The organism is Paenalkalicoccus suaedae (assembly GCF_006965545.2).
Taxonomy (GTDB): Bacteria; Bacillota; Bacilli; order Bacillales; family Salisediminibacteriaceae; genus Paenalkalicoccus; species Paenalkalicoccus suaedae.
In genome coordinates this window covers 1,289,778-1,304,922 of the sequence record NZ_CP041372.2, presented here as the reverse complement: position 1 = coordinate 1,304,922, position 15,145 = coordinate 1,289,778, and the positions used below count along the sequence as shown (strand labels likewise).

Below are 15,145 nucleotides of genomic sequence, written 5' to 3'. Positions count from 1 at the left end.
AACAAAAAACATTATTGTAAATTAGTAAAATGAGGACGTATGCCATACGATTGCATGCGTCTTTCGTTTTTATTTTATGTCATTATAAGGGATTAAGCGAGGTAATATCTCCCTCATACTAACATCTGTATCTGAGAAAAGCACAAATAAATATTCAGAAAATACAGAAATGATATTGAGAATAGTAAATCTATTGTGTTATTATGGATATAACATTTTCCTAGTAAAACATTGTTAGGGATAAACTTTATATGAAATGGAGGGAGACTATGGATCAGCATCCAATGCACTCTATCAAACAATCTCTTATGTTTAGTCATAAAATCGCCCAGCTCAGCAAAGCTTTATGGAAATCGATTGAAAAAGATTGGCAGGCCTGGATCAAGCCCTATGACTTAAACATAAACGAACACCACATTCTTTGGATCGCCCATCACTTAGAAGGAGCATCTATCTCGGATATCGCTAAATTTGGCGTGATGCACGTGTCCACGGCCTTTAACTTCTCAAAAAAACTGGAGGAGCGCGGATATTTATCTTTCTCAAAAAAAGATAACGATAAGCGTAACACGTATGTCTTTTTAACGGAGAAAGGAGAAGAGCTTCTACTTGAGACATTTAAGACGTATAGCCCTTCTACGTATGGCGTTTACGGTGGTTCTCTCCCCATTAAAAATCTTTACGGTAAATTCCCTGAATTCTCGGAATTGATGAGTATCGTTAAGCACGTGTACGGTCCTGATTTTATTGATATTTTTGAAAAGTCTCTTTCAAAATTTGACGAAGAGTTCACCGAGGAAGACGGTAAAATTGTTGCTGTCGCGAAAGATAGTCCTTCTGTCGACGTCACGCACTCTTAATTTATATATGAAAGCTGTCTTATTCGGGAGGCTCCCCCTTCGGAATAAGACAGCTTTTTTGTTTGGGTTCGATGAGTTGGGCGATGCGGAGATTGCGGCGGTGATGGTTATCTGTTTGTTGCGCTTAGTTATCCGTTCGTCGCGTAGAGTTTTGCGCTAATCGTTTATACTTATCCGTTCACTTACTATTCAAACACAATATTCAGAATTCATCACTATATTCACCTATTAATGTGCTTATGTAACCGCTTTTAACTCCCCCTTTTAAACCTTCTCAAATAATTTACACTTTTTAACGATTTTTTTTAAAGAAAAGCATTGCATTCTTTTCAAAAGAGGAGTAAATTACAGAAGTGGTTTTAAGAATTATTTAGTCGTCCGTTAGGGGGTTGTTTAAATGAACTGTGTCAAATCAGTCTCCATTGAACAGGAAATTGGAAAAGGACGTATGTGGTTTTTATCGATTGCGATGACTCTTGCATACTTTATGATATTCTATACTGTGTTTTCTACGTTTGTCGTGAATGCACCAATGATCGATCATGGATTTTTTGTTTTAACTGTGGCGTTACTATTAACGCTACCATTGCACTCCTTCTTACACTGCCTACCAATCTGGCTAGTAGGAAAGAAAGCTACATTTGGATTAAAGCGAAATCATTGGCCGTACTTTTGCTATTCAACAAGACAGCCATTATCTAAGCAGATTAGCCTAATTGCTACTATCTCGCCAGCGCTATTTATTACAGCTGGATCCATTTTAGCAGCGATCATGTTCCCGCAGTACTTGCATTACATCTCCATGGTATCTGCGTTAAACTTCGGTCTATGTTTACATGACTTTTTTACGTTTAAGCAAATTAGTTCTGCCCCAAGTGAATCTGTCATTGAAGAAAACCAAAGAGGTTTTTACGTATTAATAAAAGGTCAAGAATAAAGTCAAAGAGAGAGACTGCCAATCTAGCAGCCTCTCTCTTTTTATTTGGATGTTATAAGGAGTTCAATATCATTCTGTTCAAGATCTAGAGATTCTACTTGAATTTGAAAATCTTCTGATACGCCATTTACGATATCTACATAAAAGCCTCTTTCGTTTTGTGCCACCGTGATCCATTCTGGCAGGTCTACAGTTGATTCAATAAGGGCGAAAACTTGCTCTGATGGTAGCTCAAATGACGCTACGCGGAACGAATCTTCTAGTAACCAAAGATTCCCCTCCTCCGTGACTTCAGGAACGAGTGTCATTTCCACAGGAATAGACACTCCAAACAATGCAAGCTCCGTTTGAAAATAAACAGCTTCATCAATTGTAATATCAAACTCTTGATTTTCACCCTGAAGCTCCTGTTGAAGCCAACTGTTTAAGTCCTCACGCGTTGTTGTAACGGTAAAAGACGGTCCCTCTACTGTGTCGACAGCTGGACGGTCAAAGGGCTCTGCAGACGCGTCAGGTAGTTGCTGATTGATCCAAATCCCGCCTCCGATGAGGAGAAGTAGTAAAAGTGCTATAAGACTAAAAAAAGCTATTTTCCATCTATTCATAGGTTTCCTCCTCAAAATTAGTAAAGATTCTTTTCTATTCTAACGAAACTTTGTTAAACTAGAGAAGATACTTCACTCATTCCCTCGTTTTCTTTCGAGATAACGCCATTTTAAGCGGGAATGACTCATATTTACAATAGATTATAAAAGGAACGCTATTAGGGGGTCCATTTATGTATATACCGTTTGTTTTATTTGCGACATTTTACTTATTTGTGATTAACTCAATGACGAACTCATTATGTGTACAAAAAGAAATTCCGGAAGAAAAGCAGGCAAAGATTTTCCGTACCATTAATGTGTTAATCACGATCCTCATTACGTCCTCATTCTTCCGCATTTACTTAACATAAAAGAAGCGAACAGGTCATAAAACCTGTTCGCTTTTTTTAATACCACCAAGCAGCTCCAACAATTACTAACAGAATAAATAAGACAACAAGTAGCGCGAAGCCATTGTTATTTGTGTAGCTCATGCGTTTACCCTCCTAACTGATTAGCAGCACCAAGAAGCGCCGATGATGACTAACAGAATGAATAAAACAACTAGTAACGCAAATCCAGAGTGATTTCCTTGTGACATGGTCATGACCTCCTCATCCTGTATTCTTTAACAGTGTATGGAGGTCTCTTTCATGCGTATAGACGCTTTACCTATTCTAAATTTTAGGGAAAGTATGGATAGGTGATCTATTCCTGTGCTATATTAAAGTGGATGATAGCTAGGAGGGACGAATGAAAATGAAAAAGGGACTATTAATTAGTTCGTTATCCATTCTTTTGCTTGTAGCATGTACGAATGAGGATACGAATGAAGGTAATTCAACGAATAATGCAAACACAAATGAAGCATCTGGGGCAGTAATTGCCGAGACTAGCGTAGGAGATATTACGGAGGAAGAGCTTATGAGTGAGCTTCGTGCCATGTATGGTGAGCAGGCTCTTCAAACGCTTATCCAACGCAAGATCTTTGAAGCTGAAGCTTTGAATCAACAAGTGACCGATGAGGACATAGATGAAGAAATCCAATTCCTCATGGAGTCAATGGGAATGGAAGAGGAAGAACAATTTTATGAAATGATGCAAATGCAGGGAATTCCGAATGAAGAAGTTCTTCGCCAGCAAGTAACGCAGCATCTCGTTTTAGCAAGTATCGTCGGCGATCCTGAAGAAGTCGATGATGAAACACTTCGCGCGGAGTATGATCAAGGGCAAGAGGTAGAAGCTCGCCACATTCTAGTTTCAGAAGAAGAGCTTGCAAATGAGCTAGTTGATCGCCTAAACGACGGAGAAGACTTTGCTACGCTTGCAGAGGAGTACTCCGTTGACCCAGGATCTGCTGCTGAGGGTGGTAACTTAGGAAGCTTTGGTAGAGGTACTATGACGCCGCCATTCGAAAAGGCCGCATTTAATTTAGCAGAAGGTGAGATTAGCGAGCCAATTGAAAGTCAGTTTGGTTACCACATTATTGAAGTTACTGGGCGGACACCATTTGAACAGGAATTTGAAGAAGTAGTGGATCAACTCCGCTCCTCTTATAACGACCGCAAACTATTTGAAATGAACGAAGTTCAGCAAGAGCTGATTCAAAATGTGGACGTCAACGTGTTAGATGAGGACTTTGCTCACTTATCGACAGAGACAGAAGAGACATCTGATGATGATACCGAAGAAAATAACTCAGAAGAATAGTGACTATTTCATACAGGACTACCCTTATAGGGGTGGTCTTTTTCTTTTAAAATCGTACGGTAAAGACCTCCCACGCTAGTACACATACTCTAAGTACCCACAAATTATTCCGATATAGTAATAACGCGAAATTTGTCGATTCATGTAACCACTTTCTCCCCTTTAAAATAACACCCCGCATAAGTCCGCAACGTTAATCATTGTTATCTAACTGTAATGTTTTAACAAGGTTATTTAGGGAATAGAAGCATTACAACCAACATTTAAGGAGGATTATGATGAATGAACTAACTTTAGAGAATATGACATATGGACAGTTTCAACAGCAACTAGTTGAGTTAGTATTAGATAAAATGAAGGCTTCTGGTGAGCGTACTCCACTTTTGTTCTTCCCAACGGTTTTAGAACGCGTCGAGAGTTATTTATTAGTCCACTGGAAGGAAGCATGGGAGGATTGCCGCGGATTAACGTGGGCGGAATGGCAAGAATCAAAATGCGCTACTAAATTTAATGAAGAGGTTGTCGTAGAATTTACGAAGGATGAAATCAAAGCCACTGCAAGAGAGCTTGGTGGGGATGATTTTATTCAACAAACAACCTAATCACAAGAATTAAAAGATGCTATCTCCTTGCAATAATTGCAGAAGATAGCATCTTTTTTATTCGTGGAATGTTGGTTTATAAAATGACCGGTTCTCCATTGGAAAGATACGCTCGGAGAATTCACCAGGTGACACTCTCTCTAGCGCACGGTCCATCATATTCATTTTAGCATCTACATTATCAATCATATGAATGATCTCTGCTTCTCTCACAAGCGGTGGCTTCGGACTGCCCCACTCCCCTTTAGAATGGTGAGAAAGTACGATGTGCTGAAGGATTGTCACTTCCTCGCCTTGAATATCTAACTCCTTTGCAGCTTCATCAATTTCACTAGCAATCATCGAAATATGACCTAATAGCTGACCTTCTACCGTATACTGGGTGCCCATCGGTCCCGAGAGCTCTCTTACTTTCGCCATATCGTGTAGAATGATACCTGAATAAAGCAGGTCTGTATCGAGGCTTGGATATAACGTAGCAATTCCTTTTGCTAGCTGGAGCATAGAGCACACGTGATAGAGTAACCCAGAGACATATTCATGATGATTTTTAGTTGCAGCTGGCGATACAGCAAATTCTGCTTGGTGCTTTTTGTAAAGGTGGCGAGTTAATCGCTGGATTTTGGAATTTTTCATATCAAAGATATATTGATTCACTTCCTCAAGCATTTCCTCTTTATTTCGAGGAGCCGACTGCATAAAGTCCTCTGGCTTTACTTGATCCATCATAGAAGCAGGACGGATGGACTTTAAGCGCAACTGTCTCATTCCTCTAAAATCCTGCACGTCTCCCTGTACGTGAACGATCTGGCTATTTACAAAGGTTTGCTCATCCTCAGGAGTTACTCCCCACATCTTTGCTTCTATTTCACCGGTTTTATCGGAAAGCTGTAACGATAAAAAAGGTTTGCCATTACTAGCCAGACCCTTTTTAACGAGCTTTATTAATAGGTACAATTCTACGGAATCACCTATTTGATGGTGGTCGATTCCTTTTTTCATGTGGACATGCCCCTTTCCGACTATATGTTCGTATTTTTATTATACCATATTCCATTAGCTGTGTAGAAACGAAAGACACACTATTTCTGCCAATAATTGTGCTACAAAAAAGCATAAAAGCCGGCAGATTCCGCCGGCTTTTAAACTAAGTCCATTATCCTTCTTGGATATCTTTTTTACGAGGTAATACCATGCTAAAGCTTACACCATTTGATTCATTTCGAACAGATGGATACCCTCCATGTAGCTCGCAAATCCGCTTCACAATAGCGAGTCCAAGTCCAAACTGACCTTTATTCCCTTTTCTAAATGGAGTAAAGATGTGATCTAACTCTTCATCAGGAATGGTCTCCCCGTTATTGCTTACTTCGATTTTTACGTCACCGTTCTCTTCTGTCGCCTTTAGAACAATGCTATCGACAGCATAGCGCAGTGCGTTCTCAACGAGATTTTCGAGAAGAATCGTAAGAAGCTCTTTATCACCATCAAGCTCTACTTGGTCACCTTCGATATAGATCGTGACGTCCTCGCGAGCCATGCGGAAGCGCTGCTCCACGTGATAAGCAATACCACCGAATGGGAATGTTTTAAACTCCATCGGGGCTTCTTTAAGCGAATCGAGCTTCGTATAATAAAGCATATCTTTAACTCGCTTCTCCATCCGATTAGATTCTTCAATGATAACATCCATCGTCTCATTTAGATTCTCGCTCGGAACCATACCGTCCTTCACCGATTTGGCATAGCTTTTTACTACCATAATTGGCGTTTTTAGCTCATGCGATGCGTGTTGAATAAACGTTTTTTGTGCGGAGTCATAGCGGATGAGGTTTTGCCTCATCTTTTCAAACTGGTTCGATAGCTTTTCGAAGTCTTCATCACCCTCCCAGTGGAAGGGCTCCTTCCAATTCCGCTCCGCAATCTGCTCAAAGTGACTACCAAGGCTTGCTAATGGTTGCTTTAAGTAATGCTTTAGCCAAAATGCTGGCACAAGACTCATAAGTCCCGCAAAGAGCATAATGTAACTTAATCTGCCCCAAAGGCGATCCACCATTTGATCACGGTACGTATCCCACATGTAAGAAATATGGTAGTCTTCCCCATCAGTTGTGTACACTTTATAGACGACATAGAACAGGCTCGCTCCATTATAGGTCAGCTCATACCTGCCCCTTCTCGTTGTTTGTTCTTGTGCGCTATTCCCCATTTCGAGTAGCACCTCGTCTGGCACCGGATCTCCCTCGCGAATGAGTAGCTGACTAAGTAATAAAATGTGGAAAACAGAACGTTCTGCTTCCTGTCTCTCAATAAAATCAAGATCCGATTCAGGCGGAACAAAATAGCTCCCCTCTGGATTCGCAAACCTTGCCTGCTCTTGTTCGATAATTCTATAAGTTTCTTCCGTTAAAGCTCCTTGTAACGAAATTGGATAGATAACACCGATCAAAAGCGCAACGAGTAAAAGAATGGAAATAAAAGAAAACCAAATTCGCTGCGTTAAGTTCATTCGAATCATGACGAGAGGACCCGATACCCGTAACCGTACAATGTTTCTAGATGAATTCTAGGAAGCTTTTTGCGTACTCGTCTTACAACATCATCGACCGCGCGCTCGGAGCCGAAGTAATCAGCACCCCAAACATACTCAATAATGGATTCACGTGATAATGCATCTCCGATATGAGACGTTAATAAAATGACTAAATCCATTTCTTTCGTTGTAAGCTCAATAGCGCTTGATCCGTCATGCACGGTTCGAGCCGTTGGATCAATATGATAGCCGTTAAGCTCAATAGCATCCTTTTCCTGTACTTCAGGAGGATATACACGCGTTAGCATTTTTTTAGCACGAATAACTAGTTCTTCTGGTAGGAATGGCTTTGCTAAATAATCATCGCTACCAAGCTCAAGTCCGAGGACACGATCTAAGTCTTTATCTCTAGCTGAAATAAAGATGACAGGCGTATCACCAGCACTTTTAATTGCCTTTAATAGTTGATACCCATCCATTCCAGGTAGCATAATATCCAATACCCATAGGTGAGGATTATCGTTAATATGCTCGGATGCGTCCTTCCCATCAACAAAATGGGTGACTTTCCAGCCTTCTTTCTCCATATATGCTTTTATTACTTTACCTAAGTTATCTTCATCTTCAACTAAATACACATTGTAATCGCTCATTAGTGATCCTCCTTGTATAATAGACTATTCCTTTTTACTCATCGTAGTGGATGTACTGCGTTATATAGGAGGAGGGTTACTCCACACTATTTACCTACTATTCTAATACATTTTTTTAGAGAATTGAAAGTGAACGAGAATTTTACAAGAAATTAAGCACCTTCGCGTGAACTTTCTACAGTCCTACCATACGAAAGTCCTTTTTTTGGGCTTCATCTCTAATTGCTTCATGGCAGGTGAAAAATAAAAGTTGCTTTTGCTGCTTGTGAAGGAACTCCCACATTTGTTGTCTTCTACCCATATCCATGTTTACTAGTGCTTCATCAATAAACACTGGGAATGGCGTTTGACGTGTTTCCATATGGGCAAAACGTAAAGCAATATAAAGCATTTCCATCGTCCCTCTACTTAATTCAATAGGATCAAATCGCTTGCCATCATGGCGTTCGACAATAAACCGATTTTCGCCAATAGGGGCATAGATACTCACGTAACGATTATCTGTGAGCGCACGAAAATGATGGATAGCTCGTTTTACAGCTTGAGGCTGTTTATCCGTCTCGTACATATGCTTGACTTCTTCAATCATTTTAATTGCCGCTTCATACACAGCCCACTTTCTCGTTAAATCCGCTAGGTCTGCTTCACAGCGTGCAATCTCGCGGAGTGTATCTTCATACGTACCATCCTGCTCTAGCTTTTGCCTTTGTGCTCGCGTCTCTGTTAGTGCTTCAAGGAGTGTTGTATGCTCCTTTTGAAGCTTATGAAGTACTTCTTTATGCTCTTCTATCGATTCCCTTTCATGTACATGTGTAATCGCATATTCTAAGTCCTTCTTATCAGGAATCATAGAAGCGAGCTTAATATCTAGTGCTGCAATTGCTTCTTTTGCATGTAAAAATACGATGGTTGCTTCCATTGCTTGATCAAATTCCTCTGAATGCTCAAGGTGATACGTAGCATAAATTGCTTGTTCCTCATTCTTCAGAACTTGTTGCTCCTGCAGGGTCGATTGTTGCTTTTGGGCTAACGTCTGCCTATCTAACAGTAGCTGGTCACGCTTTAGTCGAAGCTTATCTTGGGTCTGTAAATCAATATTTAACCCTGCAATAAATCCATGTAGGTCATCTGGAATGTGTTCTATTTCAAGATTTGCTAAATAGTCATCCATTTCTGCCGTAGCTTTGCGAAGTTGGTCGATTGCTCGGTCCTCTCGCTTCTTGACTCCCTGCCATTCCTTATACGCGTCAATCAATAGACGGTAATATGAGGCATCCTTACCATTCGTAGCCCCAACTATTCCGGCCCACTCTGTAAACCTTCCACCTCTAGGTTTTTTATTGCGGCCTAAAGCTAAAATAATCGGATAGACAAGAACAGACAGAGCGGCGATGATCCACTGGCCAAACACGGTAGCAACTAATGCAAGTAAAAATAACGGAATCCCGGTTAACACGGGGAGCTGTGCTGATGCTTCGCGATCCTTTTTTGTATAGAGCTCATGAAACCGCTCCTCTTCGTATCTGCCTATCTGAAGAGCGGGAAACTCCTCCGTCTTAAACTCTTGTTGAATCTGTGCCTTTTCATGTTTTAGTACATTAAGCTCTGCTTCCGCATCTTCTGCTTGCTCTTGCTTACTAGTAAAGGTTGCAAAATTGGTAGTAGCATAGCGGGCTTTACGCATTCTTTCTTTCCCCCATAACGGGGGCAGTGCGTCTAGCGACGAATCTATATGGGATAAATCTGCATCGATACGCGCTAGCTCTCGGTTAACTTCGAGGCTTGCCTCTCTTATACGACCTATCGCCTCTTGATCCTGCACACTCACGAGGGTTTTTGGCTCTGGTTTTTCTTTCTCCGCAAGCCATTCTAAAAGAAGGGGACGCACTGTCACTACTTTTTCTTCAAGCTTTACGGTTTCTCTTACCTGCTCCCGTTGCTCTTCAAGCTCTAAAAGCTTCTGTCGAAGCGAGTCTTCCGATTGACAAACTGCGTCGTAAGTTAAGCGTTCAGACTCCTGCTCTCGCTTTTTCTCAAGGAGAATACCAAGCTCTTTTTCGCGTGCGTTTATGAGCGGGGTCGTCCCTCTTGCTTTATAGAGAAGCTCCCGCTTTTTTCGTAATGTTTCCTCATAGTCAAACAGCTGTTTCGTTCCACTTGTTGAATGAAATAAGTAACGCTTCAGCTCAGCTGCATCCATATGATTCATTTGTTGTAAGCTATCAAGACTTATGTGGAACATAGCTGTGAACGAATTGCGATCTAGGTCAGGCAAAAGATCCGCCAATTCACCCGTATACGTTTTTCCATCTGCTTCAAGAATGGTAAGCTCGCCTCGTTTATTTCGAATTTGCTTCCGCTCTATTGTCCACTGGCGTTCGTCTTCGTCCATAAAAACGAGTGCGCCATGATACTGTGACTGTGCCTCTTTGAATCCGAATAAAACCGACTCAATAAACGAGAGAATCGTCGACTTCCCAGCTTCATTATGTCCAAATAACACGACCCGATCTCCATTCAATGCTATTCGCCTATTTTTAAACTGCTTATATTGACCAATGATAATTTCTCGAAGTATCATTCCGACTCCTCCAGTACTTGCTGAAGAAGTAATTGCTCTGCTTCATATAAAATAGCTGCTCGTTCCTCTTCAAGCATTGGTTCCACGATAGACGTAAGCTTCTTGCGCCGAATTGCCTCAAATAAAGCATGCTCGTGCTCAAGCTTACGCCTCGCTTGAACAATATCACTGGCCACGTGATCATGAAACGACTCGATTTGAAAATCTAACACATTCTTCGTATGTACCATTATTTTTTCGATTTGTATTTGAAATTCCTGTTCCAATAATTCTTTCAGCTCTTCACGGTTACTCTCCTCAAGTAAAAACCGATGCAACGCTCCTCGACCAGAAAACTGTAACGTCAAATTGGTCGGTTTACTCTCGTCTAGTCGCTTCCGCAATAGGTTGACTATGTCATCCACATCCTGCATAGAATCTATAGAAACATGCTCTGTCTGATACAAAACCTCGTGCGTTGCCACAAACTCAAGCTCATGGCCGCCTGGATGAAGCGTCACCGCATAACAGCCTTTCTCACCAGCTTCCTTTCGATTCGTACCCTGCACATTTCCTGAGTACACAATAGGAGGATCATGCTGGAGCACTTGACGCACATGAATATGACCTAATGCCACATAATCAAGCCTTAGATCTACTAACTCTCTCACAAAAAAGGGGGCGTAAGGCTCGTGATCAGTGTTCGTAGCTTCCTGACCGTGCAATACTCCAATATGATAGTCTGCCTCAAGCGTTTTTTGATACATGGGTAGTGGATTTTCTGTATATGCTCGCGTAGGATAGCTAAATCCATATAATGCCACTTCTTCTCCGCGTGATGTGCGATGGATCATCCCTTCTCCCTCTGTAGAAAAGACATGAACGTTTTGAGGAAAAGAGACAAGTTTATCTTCTCCAATAGTTGGATCATGGTTACCGTGAACCACATACGCTTGAATATTAGCATCTAAAAGTATTTGCATGCATGTACTAAAAAACCACTGACTTTTAAGAGACCTTTTCTCTTGATCGTAAACGTCTCCAGCTATGATGATAAACTCAACATCACGGCGGACCGCTTCCTCACAGATTCGCATGAATGATTTCTCCGTTGCCTCGTAGCCAACGTTGGCGCCTGATCGCCCTAAGTGAATATCCGCACAGTGAATGAATGTAACGATCGTAGACACCCCTTTCCTTATTTTGTATTTCATAGTACGATAAGTTTGTATCCGTTTTCATTGGAGGAGGATAAAGATGAATCAGTTCTATTTAACTGCCTACGGTAAAAAAGGAGAGCACCTTATTAACGAAGTAGTCAAGGCATCGAATGATGAAGAGGCTAAAAAGCTTGCACTCGCTCGCTTAGAAGAGGAGAGCTTGCTTAATGCGCCAAGTCGCCTTGTCAAATCTTCAGGAGGCCTCCTGCATTTTCACCCGTAAAAGCCAAAAGGAGCTGCCCTTTGTTTATATAGACAAAGAGCAGCTTTCTTATTTACGTAGAGGTTGGATCAACCTGATAGAACGTGCCTGTTGTTTTACAGAGAACGCGTTCCTCATCATCGTAGATAATACATTCGACAAACTGGACGCCTCTCCCTTTTTTTAAGAAGGATGCTTTTGCCGTTAATGAACCGGTTTTTACCGTGCGCAAAAACTGTGTTTTAAGCTCTAATGATACAGATGGAAGGTCATTAAACGCCGCACAAAGGTGCCCCATAGCGGAATCGGCCAAGTATGTCATAATGCCACCATGTATGAACCCCACGGGATTAAGCATAATTTCTGTCACAGGAGCTTTGACGACAACTTCCTCTGGATCATCAAAATAGTCAAACGTCATATCTAACATTTTATACATAAAGACATCTGGCGAGCCATCCGTATGTGCTTCTACGGCAGCTTCCGCCTGTTTTGTCCATTTTTGCTTATCCATTGCCACTCCTCCTAGTATCTTACCTCTATATAAGTGTAGCGTTAGGAAGGGGAGCGGTCAACGAAAGTACGTATAACCTACATGAGTATCGAGTACTGCTTTCTAAAAACTTCTTTTATCATATACGCAACGCCTAATTCTTCGTTGGACCTCGTTACCCAATCAGCAACGTCCTTTACTTCTTTCGGCGCCTGCCCCATCGCAACTCCTAGTCCAGCGTACTGAAGCATATCACGATCTCTTTCACATGCACCGACAGCAACAATCTCCTCCTGCTTAATTTGATAAAGCTTACAAATATGCAGCAGTCCTTGTAGCTTTGATGCTTTTGGGTGAACGATTCGAAGCGTGCGGTCATTGATTCGGATCGAAGGAAATGAACCTGTCTCTGCACTCCTTCTCTCTTCTGCGTCAATAAATTCGATATCCATATGCAAGAAGGAATCTGGCTTTTCGATCAAATGGTCGGATAGTGAATCGACATAGGTTGTGGAGTAAAGTAATGGCTCAGAAGCTTTTATCGTCATACGCTTTAACAACTGACTTTTTTCTGGATGGCGATTGGCGAGCACTCTTTTCTCCCCATAAAGCTTCATATGACAGTGGTAGGATTCAAAGTGTCGAACGTTATCTAGAACGAATTCAGGTGTGAGCCTATGAGCGGCAAGCGGATATTTACTATCCTGTCCAATGAATGCCCCTTCATGGGTGATGAGTGGGAATGGCTTAAGTCGGAGTTGCTTCATGATTCGTTCTGCCGAGACATACGACCGCCCTGTAACGAGCGTAACAAACACTCCTTTGTCCTGAAGCGAATGAATCGCTTCCTTTGTCTCTCTCTGGATCTTCTCATTGTCACGAAGTAATGTCCCATCAATATCAAGCGCAACGATGCGGTATGTCATAGCTGCCTGCCCCCTTATACGCGAATACTACACCCTATGACGGCTTGCCTATATTCATGCTTGTTTAGTGAGAAAATAGGGGGCGGGTGGGATTATTGGAAAGGTGGCAAATCGAAGGATTCCGACAGGACTAACGTAGTTTTATCTTTTAAAAAACAAAAAAAGGGAGCCAACATAAAGTTGGCTCACCCTTAAGCAGAATTACTGCTCTGTATTATCTACTGCATAGAGCTCTTCAAGAGGCTCTGTGATCTTTTTGTTAACTTCGCCAACTAGCTGGCTCATGCGTTGCTCTTCTTCCATTAGTTGCATGATCTTTTCGTGCTGTTGCACTAGTTCGAACTGCTTTTGTGCTTGCTGTACTTCTTCTTCTGTAATTTCTTGACCTTGCATTTGCTTTTGCTGAAGCTCAAGCTGTACATTACGGAAGTTATCAAGCATTCTCTTTGCTACTTCGTCTTCGTTGATCTCGTTATGAAGATTTTGAAGCTTTGTAAATTCTTCGCTTTCCTTTAAAACTTGCGCTAATTCGTTCGCTTTGTCTAAAAGTGTAGACATGGATAAAATTCCTCCTTAGTTTTGTGTGTCTCATACACACTAGCTCCGTACGACTATAACATGAATAATAGTCTTTTGCACCCATTAAAGGACAAAAACTACGAGTAATCCTTGCACGAGTCCAACGAGTCCTCCAATTAAACCGCCTAAAACGGCTATCATTTTAAGCTCTTTGCTAGCGATCATTAATAGTATTTCCTCAAGTCGCCTTAAAGGAAACGCGTTTATTTCGCGTTCGACCATTTGCTTAATGCCAAGACGCTTCATGATCGTCTCTAAATACCTGCTTAAAATAAGCGAAGCTGTTGCCATTACCTGCGGAATAATTGTTTTTGTAAGTAGCTCCTCGTATCTGCCACTCCACGCCTTTAAGGGCTGATTCCACTCACTAATAAGTGGGGTCTTTCCAATGACTGCCGTCGTAATTTTATCTATATAATAGTCCATTCTGTCTTCTTCAATAAATTCGCTTGGTGGCTTTTTAAGGGCATCTGCAAGCTCATTGCGAATTAATTCTTCTATTAAAGCTGTCGTCTCTTTTTTCTGTAAAAATAATACGAGCTCTCTGGAGATTACTGCCGCTAGCGAAAATCTGGTAGCAACTCGTCCAAACATAGAGGACATGCTCCCTTTTGAGCGCAAATAGCCTACCATCAGTTGCTCTAACTGCTTTAGTCCCTCCTCGGAACCAAGATATTCGGCACCTTTTGATGTGATCGTATTTGCAATGAGTGGCACGTATTTCTCCGCCTGAAAACGCCATTCCACTGGAATAAACTCCTCAAGAGGACGGTGTTTATAATCAGAAGCCCATTCCTTCACTGTTGTTTGAATGCCGAGCTCAACCGACGCACGCAACTGTTTAAGCTGATCCTTCTTTTGCAAGTGTTCACTCAACCAATCGTCGAGCGTCACATCCTCCACGAGGAGCTCACTTACGCCTTGTTGTAGACGCTTTTCTACCTCACTAAAAAGAATCCCGTCCTTGAGTCTAACTTGCATCCCTTCAGGTGTAATTAAATGATCCTCTACTAATGCTCCGAGCTTTACCGCAATTTCTTCTCGACGCTTTGGTATTAAACCAGGTGTAAACGGGACGCGCCATTTCCCAATGTGCCACGCTCTATATGGTCTAAACAGCATTCGGATTGCGACAAGGTTAGTCCCACCTCCAAGTAATGCCCCTACAACGATCAATACGAGTATAAAAACAAAATCATTCATCCTAATCCCTCATCTCTATGGCAAACCAGCTACTCCCATCCCTTTTTTTCCAACAGGCAACATGATACGATAAGTAAAAA

General features: G+C 41.6%; 18 protein-coding genes. 6 read left to right on the top strand and 12 right to left on the bottom strand.

The genetic code is table 11. The annotated features are described in order from the left end of the window. Positions 1-269 precede the first annotated feature (269 nt). Together FLK61_RS07065 and FLK61_RS07060 are read left to right on the top strand one after the other, a co-directional pair. Positions 270-860 (top strand): HTH-type transcriptional regulator Hpr, encoded by a 591-nt coding sequence (locus FLK61_RS07065; RefSeq protein ID WP_176008783.1) that lies wholly within the window; start codon positions 270-272, stop codon positions 858-860. Between the two features lie 397 nt (positions 861-1,257). Then, complete coding sequence (locus FLK61_RS07060) at positions 1,258-1,797, top strand: DUF3267 domain-containing protein (protein WP_176008782.1); 540 nt, start codon at positions 1,258-1,260, stop codon at positions 1,795-1,797. Positions 1,798-1,838: 41 nt separating this feature from the next. Here the strand turns inward: FLK61_RS07060 and FLK61_RS07055 are convergent, their stop codons facing one another. Beyond that, a complete protein-coding gene (locus FLK61_RS07055) occupies positions 1,839-2,402 on the bottom strand; it encodes a YpmS family protein (RefSeq protein ID WP_176008781.1) in 564 nt (187 codons plus the stop codon). 173 nt (positions 2,403-2,575) lie between these two features. On the opposite strand from FLK61_RS07055, the gene FLK61_RS07050 reads away from it, so the two are divergent. Beyond that, complete coding sequence (locus FLK61_RS07050) at positions 2,576-2,755, top strand: hypothetical protein (protein ID WP_176008780.1); 180 nt, start codon at positions 2,576-2,578, stop codon at positions 2,753-2,755. 36 nt (positions 2,756-2,791) lie between these two features. Here FLK61_RS07050 and FLK61_RS07045 read toward each other — a convergent pair whose 3' ends face one another. Together FLK61_RS07045 and FLK61_RS07040 are read right to left on the bottom strand one after the other, a co-directional pair. Continuing rightward, positions 2,792-2,878 (bottom strand): YjcZ family sporulation protein, encoded by an 87-nt coding sequence (locus FLK61_RS07045; RefSeq protein ID WP_176011164.1) that lies wholly within the window; start codon positions 2,876-2,878, stop codon positions 2,792-2,794. A 20-nt stretch (positions 2,879-2,898) separates the two neighbouring features. Further along, on the bottom strand, positions 2,899-2,985 hold the full coding sequence (locus FLK61_RS07040; RefSeq protein WP_176011163.1) for a YjcZ family sporulation protein: 87 nt from the start codon (positions 2,983-2,985) through the stop codon (positions 2,899-2,901). Positions 2,986-3,137: 152 nt separating this feature from the next. Between FLK61_RS07040 and FLK61_RS07035 the strand changes: the two genes are divergently transcribed. Together FLK61_RS07035 and FLK61_RS07030 are read left to right on the top strand one after the other, a co-directional pair. After that, positions 3,138-4,094 carry a foldase protein PrsA gene (locus FLK61_RS07035; RefSeq protein ID WP_176008779.1) on the top strand — a complete coding sequence of 319 codons (957 nt, stop codon included), beginning with the start codon at positions 3,138-3,140 and terminating at the stop codon, positions 4,092-4,094. Positions 4,095-4,369: 275 nt separating this feature from the next. Beyond that, entirely contained in the window at positions 4,370-4,696 is a 327-nt protein-coding gene (locus FLK61_RS07030) for a hypothetical protein (protein WP_176008778.1), read from the top strand. A gap of 57 nt (positions 4,697-4,753) precedes the next feature. On the opposite strand, the gene yhaM is transcribed toward FLK61_RS07030, so the two are convergent. The 5 genes from yhaM to FLK61_RS07005 all read right to left on the bottom strand — a co-directional run bounded on the left by yhaM (position 4,754) and on the right by FLK61_RS07005 (position 11,632). Further along, the gene (gene yhaM, locus FLK61_RS07025) at positions 4,754-5,698 is read right to left on the bottom strand and encodes a 3'-5' exoribonuclease YhaM (protein ID WP_176008777.1); all 945 of its coding nucleotides are present in this window, start codon (positions 5,696-5,698) and stop codon (positions 4,754-4,756) included. A 154-nt stretch (positions 5,699-5,852) separates the two neighbouring features. Then, on the bottom strand, positions 5,853-7,214 hold the full coding sequence (locus tag FLK61_RS07020; protein WP_176008776.1) for a sensor histidine kinase: 1,362 nt from the start codon (positions 7,212-7,214) through the stop codon (positions 5,853-5,855). After that, entirely contained in the window at positions 7,211-7,882 is a 672-nt protein-coding gene (locus FLK61_RS07015) for a response regulator transcription factor (RefSeq protein ID WP_176008775.1), read from the bottom strand. The genes FLK61_RS07020 and FLK61_RS07015 overlap by 4 nt, the downstream gene beginning before the upstream one ends. A 175-nt stretch (positions 7,883-8,057) precedes the next feature. Next, a complete protein-coding gene (locus FLK61_RS07010; protein WP_176008774.1) occupies positions 8,058-10,463 on the bottom strand; it encodes an ATP-binding protein in 2,406 nt (801 codons plus the stop codon). Further along, a complete protein-coding gene (locus tag FLK61_RS07005) occupies positions 10,460-11,632 on the bottom strand; it encodes a metallophosphoesterase family protein (RefSeq protein WP_176008773.1) in 1,173 nt (390 codons plus the stop codon). The genes FLK61_RS07010 and FLK61_RS07005 overlap by 4 nt, the downstream gene beginning before the upstream one ends. A gap of 67 nt (positions 11,633-11,699) precedes the next feature. Here FLK61_RS07005 and FLK61_RS07000 point away from each other — a divergent pair, with 67 nt between their 5' ends. Continuing rightward, entirely contained in the window at positions 11,700-11,885 is a 186-nt protein-coding gene (locus FLK61_RS07000) for a YhzD family protein (RefSeq protein ID WP_176008772.1), read from the top strand. Between the two features lie 52 nt (positions 11,886-11,937). Here FLK61_RS07000 and FLK61_RS06995 read toward each other — a convergent pair whose 3' ends face one another. The 4 genes from FLK61_RS06995 to FLK61_RS06980 all read right to left on the bottom strand — a co-directional run bounded on the left by FLK61_RS06995 (position 11,938) and on the right by FLK61_RS06980 (position 15,065). Continuing rightward, positions 11,938-12,378, bottom strand: a complete 441-nt coding sequence (locus tag FLK61_RS06995) for a PaaI family thioesterase (RefSeq protein ID WP_176008771.1) — start codon at positions 12,376-12,378, stop codon at positions 11,938-11,940. Positions 12,379-12,455: 77 nt separating this feature from the next. Next, positions 12,456-13,283 (bottom strand): HAD family hydrolase, encoded by an 828-nt coding sequence (locus tag FLK61_RS06990; RefSeq protein ID WP_176008770.1) that lies wholly within the window; start codon positions 13,281-13,283, stop codon positions 12,456-12,458. 201 nt (positions 13,284-13,484) lie between these two features. Next, a complete protein-coding gene (locus FLK61_RS06985; RefSeq protein WP_176008769.1) occupies positions 13,485-13,841 on the bottom strand; it encodes a YlbF/YmcA family competence regulator in 357 nt (118 codons plus the stop codon). 84 nt (positions 13,842-13,925) lie between these two features. Next, positions 13,926-15,065: a DUF445 family protein gene (locus tag FLK61_RS06980; protein WP_176008768.1), complete on the bottom strand. Its 1,140-nt coding sequence runs from the start codon at positions 15,063-15,065 to the stop codon at positions 13,926-13,928. Positions 15,066-15,145 lie beyond the last annotated feature (80 nt).

Coding starts and splice junctions, on each gene's coding strand:
- FLK61_RS07045 (WP_176011164.1), bottom strand. CDS start 2,878: ATGAGCTACACAAATAACAATGGCTTCGCGCTACTTGTTGTCTTATTT.
- FLK61_RS07065 (WP_176008783.1), top strand. CDS start 270: ATGGATCAGCATCCAATGCACTCTATCAAACAATCTCTTATGTTTAGT.
- FLK61_RS06985 (WP_176008769.1), bottom strand. CDS start 13,841: ATGTCTACACTTTTAGACAAAGCGAACGAATTAGCGCAAGTTTTAAAG.
- FLK61_RS06995 (WP_176008771.1), bottom strand. CDS start 12,378: ATGGATAAGCAAAAATGGACAAAACAGGCGGAAGCTGCCGTAGAAGCA.
- FLK61_RS07020 (WP_176008776.1), bottom strand. CDS start 7,214: ATGATTCGAATGAACTTAACGCAGCGAATTTGGTTTTCTTTTATTTCC.
- FLK61_RS07010 (WP_176008774.1), bottom strand. CDS start 10,463: ATGATACTTCGAGAAATTATCATTGGTCAATATAAGCAGTTTAAAAAT.
- FLK61_RS07055 (WP_176008781.1), bottom strand. CDS start 2,402: ATGAATAGATGGAAAATAGCTTTTTTTAGTCTTATAGCACTTTTACTA.
- FLK61_RS07060 (WP_176008782.1), top strand. CDS start 1,258: ATGAACTGTGTCAAATCAGTCTCCATTGAACAGGAAATTGGAAAAGGA.
- FLK61_RS07050 (WP_176008780.1), top strand. CDS start 2,576: ATGTATATACCGTTTGTTTTATTTGCGACATTTTACTTATTTGTGATT.
- FLK61_RS06990 (WP_176008770.1), bottom strand. CDS start 13,283: ATGACATACCGCATCGTTGCGCTTGATATTGATGGGACATTACTTCGT.
- FLK61_RS07015 (WP_176008775.1), bottom strand. CDS start 7,882: ATGAGCGATTACAATGTGTATTTAGTTGAAGATGAAGATAACTTAGGT.
- FLK61_RS07040 (WP_176011163.1), bottom strand. CDS start 2,985: ATGTCACAAGGAAATCACTCTGGATTTGCGTTACTAGTTGTTTTATTC.
- FLK61_RS07030 (WP_176008778.1), top strand. CDS start 4,370: ATGATGAATGAACTAACTTTAGAGAATATGACATATGGACAGTTTCAA.
- FLK61_RS07000 (WP_176008772.1), top strand. CDS start 11,700: ATGAATCAGTTCTATTTAACTGCCTACGGTAAAAAAGGAGAGCACCTT.
- FLK61_RS07035 (WP_176008779.1), top strand. CDS start 3,138: ATGAAAATGAAAAAGGGACTATTAATTAGTTCGTTATCCATTCTTTTG.
- yhaM (WP_176008777.1), bottom strand. CDS start 5,698: ATGAAAAAAGGAATCGACCACCATCAAATAGGTGATTCCGTAGAATTG.
- FLK61_RS06980 (WP_176008768.1), bottom strand. CDS start 15,065: ATGAATGATTTTGTTTTTATACTCGTATTGATCGTTGTAGGGGCATTA.